This is a genomic window from Actinomadura sp. NPDC049382 (assembly GCF_040677125.1).
Taxonomy (GTDB): domain Bacteria; phylum Actinomycetota; class Actinomycetes; order Streptosporangiales; family Streptosporangiaceae; genus Spirillospora; species Spirillospora geliboluensis.
On record NZ_JBFARO010000023.1, the window covers coordinates 86,851 to 99,829 of the forward strand.

15 protein-coding genes and 1 tRNA gene are annotated in these 12,979 nt (G+C 72.0%); 10 read left to right on the plus strand and 6 right to left on the minus strand.

Annotated elements, in window-relative coordinates; genetic code table 11:
* Positions 1–53: 53 nt before the first annotated feature.
* On the plus strand, positions 54–1,313 hold the full coding sequence (gene serS, locus AB0K34_RS17145; protein ID WP_364549590.1) for a serine--tRNA ligase: 1,260 nt from the start codon (positions 54–56) through the stop codon (positions 1,311–1,313).
* Between the two features lie 63 nt (positions 1,314–1,376).
* Positions 1,377–2,180 (plus strand): Cof-type HAD-IIB family hydrolase, encoded by an 804-nt coding sequence (locus AB0K34_RS17150; protein WP_364549593.1) that lies wholly within the window; start codon positions 1,377–1,379, stop codon positions 2,178–2,180.
* 42 nt (positions 2,181–2,222) lie between these two features.
* Here the strand turns inward: AB0K34_RS17150 and AB0K34_RS17155 are convergent, their stop codons facing one another.
* Together AB0K34_RS17155 and AB0K34_RS17160 are read right to left on the minus strand one after the other, a co-directional pair.
* Positions 2,223–2,762: a bacterial proteasome activator family protein gene (locus AB0K34_RS17155; RefSeq protein ID WP_138636677.1), complete on the minus strand. Its 540-nt coding sequence runs from the start codon at positions 2,760–2,762 to the stop codon at positions 2,223–2,225.
* 13 nt (positions 2,763–2,775) lie between these two features.
* Positions 2,776–3,732 (minus strand): NAD(P)H-quinone oxidoreductase, encoded by a 957-nt coding sequence (locus AB0K34_RS17160; protein WP_364549596.1) that lies wholly within the window; start codon positions 3,730–3,732, stop codon positions 2,776–2,778.
* Between the two features lie 172 nt (positions 3,733–3,904).
* Between AB0K34_RS17160 and AB0K34_RS17165 the strand changes: the two genes are divergently transcribed.
* The 5 genes from AB0K34_RS17165 to AB0K34_RS17185 all read left to right on the plus strand — a co-directional run bounded on the left by AB0K34_RS17165 (position 3,905) and on the right by AB0K34_RS17185 (position 7,483).
* The gene (locus tag AB0K34_RS17165; RefSeq protein ID WP_364549599.1) at positions 3,905–6,172 is read left to right on the plus strand and encodes an AAA family ATPase; all 2,268 of its coding nucleotides are present in this window, start codon (positions 3,905–3,907) and stop codon (positions 6,170–6,172) included.
* 23 nt (positions 6,173–6,195) lie between these two features.
* Positions 6,196–6,585: a signal peptidase I gene (locus AB0K34_RS17170; protein ID WP_364549601.1), complete on the plus strand. Its 390-nt coding sequence runs from the start codon at positions 6,196–6,198 to the stop codon at positions 6,583–6,585.
* A 325-nt stretch (positions 6,586–6,910) separates the two neighbouring features.
* Entirely contained in the window at positions 6,911–7,051 is a 141-nt protein-coding gene (locus AB0K34_RS17175) for a hypothetical protein (protein ID WP_364549604.1), read from the plus strand.
* A gap of 72 nt (positions 7,052–7,123) precedes the next feature.
* Positions 7,124–7,212: transfer RNA gene (locus AB0K34_RS17180), tRNA-Ser, on the plus strand.
* A gap of 103 nt (positions 7,213–7,315) precedes the next feature.
* Positions 7,316–7,483: a hypothetical protein gene (locus tag AB0K34_RS17185; RefSeq protein WP_171069037.1), complete on the plus strand. Its 168-nt coding sequence runs from the start codon at positions 7,316–7,318 to the stop codon at positions 7,481–7,483.
* 12 nt (positions 7,484–7,495) lie between these two features.
* Here the strand turns inward: AB0K34_RS17185 and AB0K34_RS17190 are convergent, their stop codons facing one another.
* A complete protein-coding gene (locus AB0K34_RS17190; RefSeq protein WP_364549607.1) occupies positions 7,496–8,230 on the minus strand; it encodes a M15 family metallopeptidase in 735 nt (244 codons plus the stop codon).
* Positions 8,231–8,394: 164 nt separating this feature from the next.
* On the opposite strand from AB0K34_RS17190, the gene AB0K34_RS17195 reads away from it, so the two are divergent.
* Complete coding sequence (locus tag AB0K34_RS17195) at positions 8,395–8,814, plus strand: hypothetical protein (protein ID WP_138636996.1); 420 nt, start codon at positions 8,395–8,397, stop codon at positions 8,812–8,814.
* 24 nt (positions 8,815–8,838) lie between these two features.
* Here the strand turns inward: AB0K34_RS17195 and AB0K34_RS17200 are convergent, their stop codons facing one another.
* Positions 8,839–9,297 carry a MarR family transcriptional regulator gene (locus AB0K34_RS17200; protein ID WP_138636995.1) on the minus strand — a complete coding sequence of 153 codons (459 nt, stop codon included), beginning with the start codon at positions 9,295–9,297 and terminating at the stop codon, positions 8,839–8,841.
* Positions 9,298–9,464: 167 nt separating this feature from the next.
* Here AB0K34_RS17200 and AB0K34_RS17205 point away from each other — a divergent pair, with 167 nt between their 5' ends.
* The gene (locus AB0K34_RS17205; RefSeq protein ID WP_138636994.1) at positions 9,465–10,475 is read left to right on the plus strand and encodes a pirin family protein; all 1,011 of its coding nucleotides are present in this window, start codon (positions 9,465–9,467) and stop codon (positions 10,473–10,475) included.
* Positions 10,476–10,778: 303 nt separating this feature from the next.
* Entirely contained in the window at positions 10,779–11,972 is a 1,194-nt protein-coding gene (locus AB0K34_RS17210) for an ATP-binding protein (protein ID WP_138636993.1), read from the plus strand.
* A 181-nt stretch (positions 11,973–12,153) separates the two neighbouring features.
* On the opposite strand, the gene AB0K34_RS17215 is transcribed toward AB0K34_RS17210, so the two are convergent.
* Complete coding sequence (locus AB0K34_RS17215; RefSeq protein ID WP_138636992.1) at positions 12,154–12,768, minus strand: dihydrofolate reductase family protein; 615 nt, start codon at positions 12,766–12,768, stop codon at positions 12,154–12,156.
* Between the two features lie 4 nt (positions 12,769–12,772).
* Positions 12,773–12,979 (minus strand): dihydrofolate reductase family protein (locus AB0K34_RS17220; protein ID WP_364549612.1); only part of this gene is annotated, 207 nt, incomplete at its 5' end.

Below are 12,979 nucleotides of genomic sequence, written 5' to 3' on the forward strand. Positions count from 1 at the left end.
AAGCGCGGTTATGCGCGCGCGGGCGCGGGGTCCGTAACGGTAGCCTCGGGTCTGTGATTGACCTGCGAGCTCTTCGAGAGGATCCGGAGCGGCTGCGCGCGTCGCAGCGCGCCCGCGGTGAGGATGACGCCGTCGTCGACCGGCTGCTCGACCTGGACGGGAGGCGCCGCTCCGCGCTGACCTCGTTCGAGCAGCTCAGGGCGGAGCAGAAGAGTTTCGGCAAGTCGGTGTCCAAGGCCAAGGGCGAGGAGCGCGACGCGCTGCTCGTCCGCGCGAAGGAGCTGGCGCAGCAGGTCAAGGAGCGGGAGGCGGAGGCCGACCGGCTCGGCACGGAACTCGACGCCCTGCTGAAGGGCGTCCCGAACCTCATCGAGGAGGGCGCCCCGCCCGGCGGCGAGCAGGACTTCGTCGTCCTGGAGCACGTCGGCGAGCCGCCCGCGTTCGACTTCGAGCCGAAGGACCATCTGGAGCTCGGCGAGAGCCTCGGCGCCATCGACATGGAGCGCGGCGCGAAGGTGTCCGGCGCGCGGTTCTACTACCTGACGGGCGTCGGCGCGCGGCTCCAGTACGCGCTGCTGAACCTCGCCATGGAGACGGCCGTCGCGAACGGGTTCACGCCGATGTACCCGCCGGTGCTGGTGAAGCCGGAGGCGATGGAGGGCACCGGGTTCCTCGGCGCGCACGCCGCCGAGGTGTACCGGCTCCCGGACGACGACCTGTACCTGGTCGGGACGTCGGAGGTCCCGCTCGCCGCGTACCACATGAACGAGATCGTCGACGAGCTGCCGCGGCGGTACGTGGCGTGGTCGTCGTGCTTCCGCCGCGAGGCCGGCTCCTACGGCAAGGACACGCGCGGCATCATCCGCGTCCACCAGTTCGACAAGGTGGAGATGTTCTCCTACTGCGACCCGGCCGACTCCCACGCCGAGCACCTGCGGCTGCTGGACTGGGAGAAGGAGATGCTCGCGAAGGTCGAGCTCCCGTACCGGGTGATCGACGTCGCGGCGGGCGACCTCGGCTCCAGCGCGGCCCGCAAGTACGACTGCGAGGCGTGGGTGCCGACGCAGCAGACGTACCGCGAGGTCACCTCGACGTCCAACTGCACGGAGTTCCAGGCGCGGCGGCTGTCCGTCCGGTACCGCGACGCGGACGGCAAGAACCAGCCGGTCGCGACGCTGAACGGCACGCTGGCGACGACCCGGTGGATGGTCGCGATCCTGGAGAACCACCAGCAGGCCGACGGGTCGGTGCGGGTGCCGGAGGCGCTGCGCAAGTTCCTCGGGCAGGACGTCCTGGAGCCGCTCAAGCGCTGACCCTCGGCCGCCCGGCGTCGGTGGCGTCGCCTATGGTTTGTGGCATCTGCCCTGGAAGGTGACATGAGCCAGTCTTCGCCGCGCGTGATCGCGACCGACCTCGACGGCACGATCGTGCGCTCCGACGGCACGATCTCCGCCCGCACCGTCGACGCCCTGGCCCGGGTAGAGCGGGCCGGGGCGATGCTCGTCATGGTCACGGGGCGGCCGCCGCGCTGGATGACCGACGTCGCCGCGGCCGTCGACCACCACGGCGTCGCGATCTGCGCGAACGGCGCCGTCGTCTACGACCTGCACACCGAGACCGTCCTGGAGGCGCGGGAGATCCCGCCGGAGGTGATCGCGGAGGCGGTCGGGCGGCTGCGCGGCATCGCGCCCGAACTGCAGTTCGCGGTGGAGCACCCGGCCGGGTTCTACTTCGAGACCAGCTACCACCTCGGCCGCTGGGACGTGGAGGCGCTCGGCGGCCGCCGCGTGGACGCCGCCGAGCTGGTCACCCGGCCGGGCACCAAGCTGCTCGCCTTCCACCCGGACGCCGACCCCGACACGCTCTCGGAGAAGGCGGTGCAGGCGGTGGGCGACATCGTCACGGTGACGCACTCGTCCGGGCGGGGCCTGCTGGAGATGAGCGCGCTCGGCGTCACCAAGGCCAGCGCGCTCGCGGCGCTGTGCACCGAGCACGGGTTCGCCGCCGCCGACGTCGTGGCGTTCGGCGACATGCCCAACGACCTGCCGATGCTCACCTGGGCGGGCACGTCCTACGGCGTCGGCAACGCGCACCCGCTGGTGCGGGCCGCGGTGACGCACACGACGTCCCGCAACGACGACGACGGCGTGGCCGAGGTCCTGGAGCGCCTCTTCCCGTAGTGGGCGGCCGCACCCTCGCCGGAGGGTGCGGCCGGGGGCGTCCTACAGGTAGGGGCCGGACGAGCGCGGCCGGGACTGCGGCTCCTCCTCGCCGGGGGGCACCATGCCGGCGGGCAGCGCGCGGCGCATCTGCTCCAGCTGCGCCCGCGCCGCCATCTGCTGCGCGAACAGCGTCGTCTGGATGCCGTGGAACAGCCCCTCCAGCCAGCCGACGAGCTGCGCCTGCGCGATCCGCAGCTCGCCCTCGCTCGGCACCGATCCCTCGGCGAACGGCAGCGACAGCCGCTCCAGCTCCTCGACCAGCTCGGGGGCGAGGCCGTCCTCCAGCTCCTTGATGGACGACTTGTGGATCTCCCGCAGCCGGGCCCGGCTCGCCTCGTCCAGCGGGGCCGCCTTGACCTCCTCCAGGAGCTGCCGGATCATCCCGCCGATCCGCATGACCTTCGCGGGCTGCTCGACCATCTCGGTGACCGACTTGCCCTCGGACTCGCCCTCGCCGGCGCTCTCCATGGCGATGCCGTTGGGGCCGACCACGAGGACCTGCGGTTCCTGTTCAGACTGGTTCTTCGAAGGCTCGCTCATAAACATCACATCCTCACACGGTCAACAGAATCTTGCCGACGTGACCGCTCTCCTCCATCAGCTCGTGCGCGCGCGCCGCGTCCGCCATGGGGAAGGACCGGTCGATGACCGGACGGACGTCCCCCGACTCCAGCAGCGGCCACACGTGCTCGCGGACCCCGGCCACGATCTCCGCCTTCTCCTCCAGGGGACGGGCCCGCAGCGTCGTCGCGTGCACCAGCGCCCGCTTGCGCAGCAGCTTGCCGAGGTCCAGCTCCGCCTTGGCGCCGCCCTGGAGGCCGATCACCATCAGCCGTCCGCCGGTGGCGAGCGCCTCCACGTTCCGGGCCAGGTACTTGGCGCCGATCAGGTCGAGGATCACGTCGTACGGGCCGCTCTCGACGAAGTCGTCCTCGCGGTAGTTCACGGCGACGTCCGCGCCGAGTTCGCGGCAGCGGGCCGCCTTCTCCGCGCTGCCCACGGTCGTCACTACACGCGCGCCGCGCGCCTTGGCGAGCTGGATGGCGAACGTCCCGATGCCGCTGCCGCCCCCATGGACGAGGAGCGTCTCGCCCTTGCGCAGCTCGCCCAGCCAGAACACGTTCGACCACACGGTGCACGCGACCTCCGGGAGTCCGGCGGCGGCCGCGACGTCCACCCCGCGCGGCACCGGGAGCACCTGCGAGGCGGGCACGGCGACCCGTTCGGCGTACCCTCCCCCGGCGAGCAGCGCGCACACCTCGTCGCCGGCGGCGAATCCGGTGACGCCGGCGCCCAGGGCCGAGACCCGGCCGGACACCTCCAGCCCCGGGTACGGGGGAGCGCCCGGCGGCGGCGGGTAGAAGCCCAGCCGCTGCATGACGTCCGCGCGGTTCACCGCGCTCGCCGCCACATCGATCAGCACTTCGCCCGGCTGAGGCTCCGGGTCCGGCACCTGCGTCCACTCCAGGACGTCAGGGGCGCCCGGCTCGCGGATCACGATCGCATGCATACCGATCACGCTACCGGGCGCGCCGCGGAGTGCTCCCCCTCCCCGGAGTCCCGCCCCAAGGTCGATCTACGCGCGGGATGCGTGGTATTGGGTGATGGGTATCCTGCGTGGGGGCCATTTTGCCCACCTGCACCGTGTTGATCATCAGAGGCGTGCCCGAGGGGGATAAACGGTGGCGAGGAACGAGCACGACGGGCGTTCCCTGGAGGAGCGGCTGGCCTCTCTGGACGCGATGAGCGGCGACACGGCGGAACCGGCCCGGGACGGTGAGCAGGCGGCGCGGTCCGCCCCCGCCCAGCAGGAGAACGCCCCGCCGGAGCCGCCGGCCGCGCCCGAGCCGCCCGCCGCGCCGGGGCCACCGCCGGCCGCGCCGGAGCAGCAGGGCACCGCGCCGGAACAGCAGCCTCCCGCGCCGGAGCAGCAGGGGCCGCCGCCCGTCCCGGAGAACGGCAACCCCTGGCTCGCCGCGCCGCCCGCCTTCCAGGGCGCCCCGGAGAGCACCGGCTTCGGCGCGGAGAACTTCGGCCCGCCGCAGCCCCCGCCCTACGACGGCGGTCCCGTCCCGCAGCCGCCGCCCTACGAGGGCGGTCCCGTCCCGCAGCCGCCGCCCTACGAGGGCGGCCCGATGCCGCAGCCGTTCGACGGGGGGATGCTCCCGCCGCCGTACTACCCGGCCCCGGTCTACGACCCGTCGCAGGTCCCGCAGCCGCCCCAGCCCCCGCAGCAGTCGCCGTACGACGCGGGCGACGGCTCCGCCCCGCCCCTCGACCAGCTGCCGCCGTACCCGTCCGACCAGTTCGCGCAGCAGCAGAACGCCGCCGGGCAGTACCAGCCGGTCGACCCGGCCACCGGGCAGCCCTACCCGCAGGACACCGACGACTCCGGCCGCCCCTACGTGCCGATCGACCCGGCCACCGGCCGTCCGCTGGCGGCCGACATCGCCGCCCCGCAGTTCCCGCCGATGATGGAGCCGGGCGCCGTCCAGCCGTACCCGCAGGACGCCAACGGCGCCGCCCAGCCGTACCCGCCGGCCGACCCGACCACCGCGCAGCCGTACCCGCAGCCCGACCCGAACGCCGGCCAGCCGTACGCCCCGCCTCCCGCGCAGTACCCGCAGCCGTACCCGGCGGTGGACCCGACCACGGGGCAGCCGTATCCGGGGGTGGACCCGAACACGGGTCAGCCGTACGCGGCGGTCGATCCCAACACGGGCCAGCCGTACGCGGCGGTCGACCCGAACACGGGCCAGCCATACCCGGCGGTTGACCCCAACACCGGCCAGCCGTACCTGCCGGTCGACCCCGGCGCCGGGCAGCCGTACGCGCAGGACCCCAACGCCCCCGCGCAGTACCAGCAGATCAACCCCGCCACCGGCCAGCCGTACGTGCCCGTCGACCCGAACACCGGGCAGCCCTACCCGGGCTACGGCCCGCCCCCGGGCCCGCAACAGGGCCAGATGATGCCGCCGGGGCACACCGCCCCGCCGCAGCAGGAACCGCAGAACACCGACAGCCTCAGCTCCGAGAACCTCCTGGGCGAGCGCCGCATCGCACCGTCCTCCGGGTGGCGGCGCGCCGTCTACAAGGCGACCGCGGGCGGCATCCACCCCGGCGAGTCGCAGGGCGAGCTGCGCCGCAAGGACCTCATCGCGCGGGCCCGCACCCCCGTCGCCGGCGGGCACCACCGGGTCGCGGTCATGTCGCTGAAGGGCGGCGTCGGCAAGACGACCACCACCACCGGCCTCGGCTCCATGCTCGGCTCCTTCCGCGGCGACCGGGTCATCGCGGTGGACGCCAACCCCGACCGCGGGACGCTCTCCGACAAGGTCCGGCTGGAGACCGCGGCGACCGTCCGCGACCTGCTCAACAACCGCGACAACATCCACCGGTATGCGGACGTGCGCGCGTTCACCTCGCAGAACGAGGCGCGGCTGGAGATCCTCGCCTCCGACCGCGACCCGGCGGTCAGCGAGGCGTTCTCCGCCGAGGACTACGCGGCCGTCGCCGTCGTCCTGGAGCAGTACTACTCGGTCTGCATCACCGACTGCGGCACCGGGCTGCTGCACTCGGCGATGGCGGGCGTGCTGAGCCTCGCCGACCAGCTCGTCCTGGTCAGCTCCCCATCGGTGGACGGCGCCCGCTCCGCGAGCGCGACCCTCGACTGGCTGGAGGCGCACGACCACGGGCACCTCGTCCGCAACGGCGTCGTCGTCCTGTCGATGGTCCGCAACCGGACCCGCAGCCAGGTCGACCTCGACAAGCTCCAGGCGCACTTCGAGAGCCGCTGCCGCGCGGTCGTCCGCATCCCCTACGACGACCACCTGGAGGAGGGCGCCGAGGTCGAGTTGGAGCAGCTCGCCCCCGCGACGCGCGAGGCGTACCTCACCCTCGCCGCCGTCGTCGGCGACGGCTTCGCCTTCCAGCGCCCGCCCCAGCCCTGACCGGCCGGGTAGGGTCACGTTCCGTGACGGACGTCGATGGCTTGTACGTGGGGAAGGCGGGGCCGGACGCGGCCGGGGACCGGGGGTGGCTGCTCGGGCACTTCAAGGCGCCCGGCGACCTGCGGCACAGCGACGAGGTCGAGATCAAGTGGGGCGTCCACCCGAAGGGGGAGCGGCGCGCCCAGTGGACGGACGGCGAGAAGCGCACCGCGCTGCTCGTCCTGATCAGCGGCCGGTTCCGGCTGGAGTTCCCCGGCCGGCACGTGGTCCTCGCCGAGCAGGGCGACTACGTGGTGTGGGGCCGGGGCGTCGACCACTCGTGGGAGGCCGAGGAGGAGTCGGTCGTCATGACGGTCCGGTGGCCGTCCATTCCCGGCTACCGCGTCCCCGACGGAGCCTCTGAGGAACCGTAGGCGGCCGGGGCGCGTCCCAGCGGCCATGATCGGCAGAGTGCGGTCGGCGCCGGCCGCGGCGGTCCTGGCGCTGTGCGCGGGCTGCTCGGGTTCTTCGTCCGGCCAGGTGGTGTGCTCGCCGTGCGGGCCGCCGGTGACCGTCTCCGTGTCGGGCTTGGGGCAGTTGGTGGGCGACGGCTGGCGCGTCCGTGTCTGCGTCGGGGAACTGCCGTGCACAGCCCTGCCCGTCCCTCCACGGAAGGCGATGCCCTCGTGTGGGCAGGTTCCCTGCACTTGGGCTGGGCCGGACGCCCTGCAAGTGACCCTCAGTGGTGAGGCGCGTCCCTTGGCAGGGCTGCCCGTGCGGGTGACCGCGTCTAGGCGCGGCAAGACCGGCGTGGTGCAGGGGACCGCGACGATGGCGTTCACCGCCGGACGCAAGCCGTGCGGCTGCGACCGCGCGCACGCCGATGTCAGGGTCGGGTGAACTCCGCATATGCGGTCGATGGCAGGTCGCGGTGACCGCTATCGTGGTCGGTGGCCGCATGAACGGCCGCCGGGAGAGTTCGCATAGTGGACTAGTGCAGGCGCCTTGAAAGCGCCCAGGGCTGGGGACAGTCCTCGTGGGTTCGAATCCCACACTCTCCGCTCGGAAGGGTGCACCCCGCTCATGCGGGACGTTCGCCGTGGGACTCGCCGAACGTTACAAAGGGGCCGACTCGTGCGGAAGGCATCCGTTACCCTCTTCGGCATGTCGCAGACACCGAATGATCCGGCCGGCACGACGCACCAGTTCCAGAACTTCGCCAGCCAGGCGCAGCCGCAGAAGTCCGGCCCGAACGTCGGTCTGATCGTCGGCGTCGTCGCGGTGGTCGCGGTCGTCGTGGTCCTCGTCGGCGCGATCATGATGCTCGGCTAGCCGACGCCGGGGTCACCGGCCCGAGCTGCTGAAATGCTGGTAGTCCTTGGCGCCGCTCCATTCGCCGCCCCAGCCCCAGCCGATCGAGGCGAACGCCTTCACCACCTTGTCGCCGGAGTGGATCATGCCCGGCGCGTCCAGCTTGCGGTTCTTGTACTTCGTGCAGTCCTTGTGGGCGATGCGCCCGTTCGCGTAGACGTAGGGGTTCTGGCAGGGGTTGATGTCGACGGCGAGGCCGTAGGCGTGCTGGGAGAAGGAGTCGGACCCGGTCGCGTTGCGGCAGTTGAACGCGGAGGTGTTGTTGGCCTCGATCGAGTCGAAGTCGCTGCCGCCGTACTTGTCGACCGGCTCCATGCGCTCGATCGGGTAGCGCATGGTGTACAGCTTCTTGAAGACGGAGACGAGGTCGTCGGCCGCCTTGGCGTTGACGACGAGGCGGCCGCCGGTGTGCGGCCGGTCGTCCATCCCCCAGTAGGTCATCTCGATCATCCGCAGCCCGGACGGCGCCACGGGGCAGCCCTTGCGCCAGGACGCACTCAGGTCGCCGGCGGTCACCTTCTTGACCGCGGCCTGGAAGCTCTGGTTCGTCGGGGCCGCCGACGGCGACGGCGTGCCGGACGCGGTGGGCGGGGTGGCGGGCGGCGACTCACCGGACTCGTCGCCGCGGCCACATCCGGTCGCCACGAGCGCCACCCCGAGCAGTGCGGCGAGGATGGACGCGCTGGAAATCGGCCCTCTACCTGGCATCTTTGCAGCATACGCAGGTCAGGAGCGGTACGTGCGGCACCACTGGTTCGCTACCGTGCGTTTGAACGCGCGCCCGCCGGATAGGGGCCGGGACGGACGGGCCGTGGACGCTGACTCAACCGCCGGGCATGTCGCCCGGTGACGTCCGGTCGCAGGGAGCCGGCATGACGGAAGCTCAGGAGAGCGACCTCCCCAGCCTCGAAGACGAGATCTTCGCCGTGGCGCACAGTGTGGAGGTGGAGCAGGGAGCCGTGCAGCCGCGGCTGCCCGCGGACAGGGCGCAGGTCCTGGTGGAGCGCGCGCGCGTGTTCCTCGGGCGGGACGTGAAGGCGCTGACGGCGGGCTTCTGCGTGTTCCTGTTCGTCGACATCGTGATGATGTGGGCGCCGCTGATGATGAGCCGCCGCCCGAGCCTGCTGCCGCAGTTCGTCACGCTGCTGCTGCTGGCGTACGGGCTCGGCGGGCTGCTCGTGTGGAAGGTCGGGGGGCGGTGGCGGACGTTCGGCATCGGCATGATGCTCGCCTGGGTGTTCCTGACGCTGGTGTCCGTCGGCTTCCTGACCGGGGTGACGTTCCCCCTCTGACCCCTCCGGCCTGCCCGCGCTCGGTCAGGCGGGGCCGAGGCGCTTCAGGACGAGGCTGAACGCGCGCCCGACGGCCTCAAGGTCGGCCGGGTCGACGACGTCGATGAAGAACGTCCGGACGGTCTCGACGTGGTCGCGGGCGGCGCGTTCGAGCGCCGCGTACCCGTCGTCGGTGAGGTGGGCGAAGACGCCGCGCTTGTCGTTGGGGCAGCTGTCGCGCTTGACCAGGCCCTTGCCCTCGAGGCGGGAGCAGGTGTGCGACAGCCGGCTGCGGGACTGGCTGGCGTTCTCGGCGAGTTCGGCCATCCGCAGCCGCCGCTCGGGAGCCTCCGACAGCCGGACGAGGATCTCGTACTCCGAGACCGACAGGCCGTGCTTGGTCTTGAGGTCCCGGTCCATCATCTCGGTGAGCCGGACGCTGCCGTCCACGTATGCCCGCCAATCGCGCTGCTGGGCGGCGTCGAGCCAGCGAGGTTCGCTCATACCGGGAAGTATAGAACATATGTTGAAGATTCAACTAGTGCGCGCTATCTTCACGGTAGCAGTACCCGCCGCCGGACCCGTACGGCGGAATAGTTGATGATTCAACTACGTTCCGGGGAGCAGTGCACCGCCCGGCCGGGACGGGCACCCGAACGAGGGAGAACCCCATGCCTGCCGTGATGGCCGACCCGCTGACCCTGCCCCGCCTCCCGCTGCTGCCGCAGGCGGACACCGACTGGCGCCGCGTCGCCAAGGTCGTGACCGCCCAGCGCCACCTCGAAGGCGAGGGGTTCCAGGTCCGGCGCCCCTTCCCGGGCATCGACCTGTCCCTGGCCGACCCGTTCCTGCTCCTCGACCACATGGGCGCCGTCGAGTACGCGCCCGGCGAGGCGAAGGGCACCCCGTGGCATCCGCACCGCGGGTTCGAGACGGTCACCTACATCATCGACGGCGCGTTCCAGCACCAGGACACCACCGGCGGGGGCGGCCTCATCTCGGACGGCGCCACGCAGTGGATGACGGCCGCGTCCGGGATCCAGCACATCGAGCAGCCGCCGCCCGAGCTGGTCGACAAGGGCGGGCTGTTCCACGGCGTCCAGCTGTGGGTGAACCTGCCGCGCGCCCAGAAGTGGGTCGCGCCGCGCTACCAGGACATCGAGGCCCGCGACGTCAAGCTGCTGGCCGCCGACGACGGCTCGTCCCTCGTGCGCGTCATCGCCGGATCGGTCGCCGGGTACGACGGCCCAGGCGTCACCTACACGCCGATCAACTACCTGCACGCGACGGTCGCACCGGGCGCCAGGCTCGCGCTGCCGTGGCCGCGGGAGTTCAACGCGCTCGTGTACGTGCTCTCCGGGCGCGGTACGGTCGGCGTGGAGGAAGTGGGCCTGGACGAGGGCCAGCTCGCCGTGTTCGCCGGCACCCACAACAAGGGCACCGGTGACGGGCTGGTCGTCCGCGCGGCCGACGCCCAGCCGTCGGCCAGCGCGAACGGGTGGGAGATCCTGATCCTCGGCGGGCTGCCGATCCGCGAGCCGGTCGCCCGGTACGGGCCGTTCGTGATGAACACCCGTGACGAGATCATCCAGGCCTTCGAGGACTTCCAGGCCGGACGGATGGGCACCGTCCCCGCGGAGAAGGTGCCGCACCGGTCCGACGCCGACGAGTCCCTCGCCTGACCCCCGCGGGCGGTCCTGTCCGGTACCCCGCTCCGGACAGGCCCGCCCCGGGCCTTTTCGACGGCGGCCGGGTCGATGTCGCGGTTCGCGTGACGCGACCCGGCGCATGCGCTACTGTGTTCGAACAGTCGAACAGCAGTTCGACTTGTTCGGAACGCGCTCGCCTCGGGAGGCGACATGGTGGCGACGGCCACGCGAGGGCATGAGGCCCCGGCGCGCTGCGGGCGGCGGCAGGCGACACGCCGCAGCGTTTTCTACGCAAATCTACGGCCGCAGCTATATCGCCTCATAGAGTCCGACAGCGTGGACCCCGTGCGCAACCCCTATGCCCCGGGCGCCGGGCAGCGCCCTCCCGAGCTGGCCGGCCGCGACCGCGAGCTCAAGCAGTTCGAGGTGGTGCTCGAACGCGTGGCCCGCGGCCGCCCCGAGCGCAGCATGATCGTCATCGGGCTGCGCGGCGTGGGCAAGACCGTGCTGCTCAACGCGTTCCGGTCGATGGCCATCCAGCGGCTGTGGGGGACGGGCAAGATCGAGGCCCGGCCCGACCAGTCGATCCGGCGCCCGGTCGCCTCCGCGCTGCACCGGGCCGTCCGCGAACTCGCGCCCCGGCACCGCGCGCCCGACCGCATCGAGGAGTTCCTCGGCGTGCTGAAGGCGTTCGCCCAGTCGGGCCCCGAGCCGTCCGGCAAGGCCAAGGCGCGCGCGCACCGCTGGCAGCCCGGCATCGACGTGCCCGCCGCGCGCGGCCGCGCCGACTCCGGCGACCTGGAGATCGACCTCACCGAGCTGTTCGTGGACGCCGCGTCCGTCGCGACCGACGTCGGCGTCGGGATCGCCCTGTTCGTCGACGAGATGCAGGACATCCCCGCCGACGACGTCTCCGCGCTGTGCGCCGCGTGCCACGAGCTGTCGCAGGTCGGCGGGCCGCTGATCGTGGTGGGCGCGGGCCTGCCGCACCTGCCGGCCGTCCTGTCCGCCAGCAAGTCCTACTCCGAGCGGCTGTTCCGGTACGCGCGGATCGACCGGCTCGACCGGGAGTCCGCCGACCACGCCCTGATGGCCCCCGCCGAGCGCGAGGACGTCACCTTCACCGAGGACGCCCTCGACGCCCTGTACGGCGCGGCCGACGGCTACCCCTACTTCGTCCAGGCGTACGCGAAGGTCGTCTGGGACGTCGCCCCCGACACCCCGATCACGGCGGACGACATCAAGGTCGCCGCCCCCGAGGCGGAGAGCGAACTCGCGGTCGGCTTCTTCGGCAGCCGCTACGAGCGCGCCACCCCCGCCGAGCGCGACTACATGCGCGCGATGGCCATGCTCGGCGACGACCCGGTGCCCACGGCCTCGGTCGCCGACGAGCTGGGCCGCAAACCGTCCAGCCTGTCGCCCGCCCGCGACGGACTCATCAAGAAGGGCCTCATCTACAGCGCCGAACGCGGCATGGTCGCCTTCACGGTCCCGCACTTCGGCAAGTTCCTCCGCTCCCAACCCGCCTGACGCCCGCTTGGGCTCTATCAAGTTCTCTAGCAAAAAAGCTAGAGAACCGTAGAAATCCGCATCGCCACCGCACAGTCAGCCGGATATACGCCTCTCTAGCTCCAGCCATAGAGAGCCGTATATTTCTCTCGCCACGCCTCTGGGCAAATCTAAAGCTCTCTAACATCTCTCGTAGAAAGGACTAGACACTCACAGAAACGCGTGTGTGGTTCTGGGGCTGGACGCGGTAGCGCAGGTGCAGGACCTGTTTTGCGGGGTCCTCGGCCTGCGGGGTGGCCAGGCGGCGGATCGGGTCCAGTTCGATGTGTTCGGGTGGGAGGTCGCCGAACAGGCGGCGGCCCTGGCCGAGGAGGACGGGGACGACGTGCAGTTCCAGTTCGTCGAGCTGGCCTGCCCGCAGCAGTGCCCGGGCCGCTCCGGCGCCGTGCACCATCACGTCGGCGTCGCCGGCCGCCGCGCGGGCCCGGGCGGCGCACTCGGCGGCGTCCGTGACGTAGCGGACGCTGCCCGGCGGCGGGTCGTCCGGGACGTCGTGGGTCAGGACGAAGACGGGAACGCCGTCGTGATGGTCGCCCTGCCAGCGGCCGGCGTGCTCGTAGGTGCGGCGGCCGGAGATGACGGCGCGGGTGGCCAGTACCTCCCGGTACACCTGTCCGCTGGGTCCCGGGTCGTTGCGGCGGTCGAGCCAGTTGAAGAGCCGGAAGCCGCCGATGCCCATGGGCGCGTCCGGGCCGTCCTGCGGCCCGGCGACGTAACCGTCCAGGGACATGGTCATGTACAGGCGGATGGTCGCCATCGCCTCAGCCCTCCGTCCGCACGCGGTAGCGCAGGTGGGTCACGCCCGCCCCGTCCGCGGTGCGGAGCAGTTCGAGCTCGATGTGGTCGGGCGGCATGTCGGCGAAGAGCGGTTCGCCCTGGCCGAGCAGGACCGGGACCAGGTGGATCTGCAGCTCGTCGAGGACGCCCGCGCCGAGTGCCAGCCGCGCGGTGCGGGCTCCGTGGACCAG

Bases quoted from the DNA above. Each gene is read 5' to 3' on its own strand.
- AB0K34_RS17150 (WP_364549593.1), top strand. From the start codon at position 1,377: ATGAGCCAGTCTTCGCCGCGCGTGATCGCGACCGACCTCGACGGCACG.
- AB0K34_RS17155 (WP_138636677.1), bottom strand. From the start codon at position 2,762: ATGAGCGAGCCTTCGAAGAACCAGTCTGAACAGGAACCGCAGGTCCTC.
- AB0K34_RS17160 (WP_364549596.1), bottom strand. From the start codon at position 3,732: ATGCATGCGATCGTGATCCGCGAGCCGGGCGCCCCTGACGTCCTGGAG.
- AB0K34_RS17185 (WP_171069037.1), top strand. From the start codon at position 7,316: ATGTCGCAGACACCGAATGATCCGGCCGGCACGACGCACCAGTTCCAG.
- AB0K34_RS17190 (WP_364549607.1), bottom strand. From the start codon at position 8,230: ATGCCAGGTAGAGGGCCGATTTCCAGCGCGTCCATCCTCGCCGCACTG.
- AB0K34_RS17195 (WP_138636996.1), top strand. From the start codon at position 8,395: ATGACGGAAGCTCAGGAGAGCGACCTCCCCAGCCTCGAAGACGAGATC.
- AB0K34_RS17200 (WP_138636995.1), bottom strand. From the start codon at position 9,297: ATGAGCGAACCTCGCTGGCTCGACGCCGCCCAGCAGCGCGATTGGCGG.
- AB0K34_RS17205 (WP_138636994.1), top strand. From the start codon at position 9,465: ATGCCTGCCGTGATGGCCGACCCGCTGACCCTGCCCCGCCTCCCGCTG.
- AB0K34_RS17215 (WP_138636992.1), bottom strand. From the start codon at position 12,768: ATGGCGACCATCCGCCTGTACATGACCATGTCCCTGGACGGTTACGTC.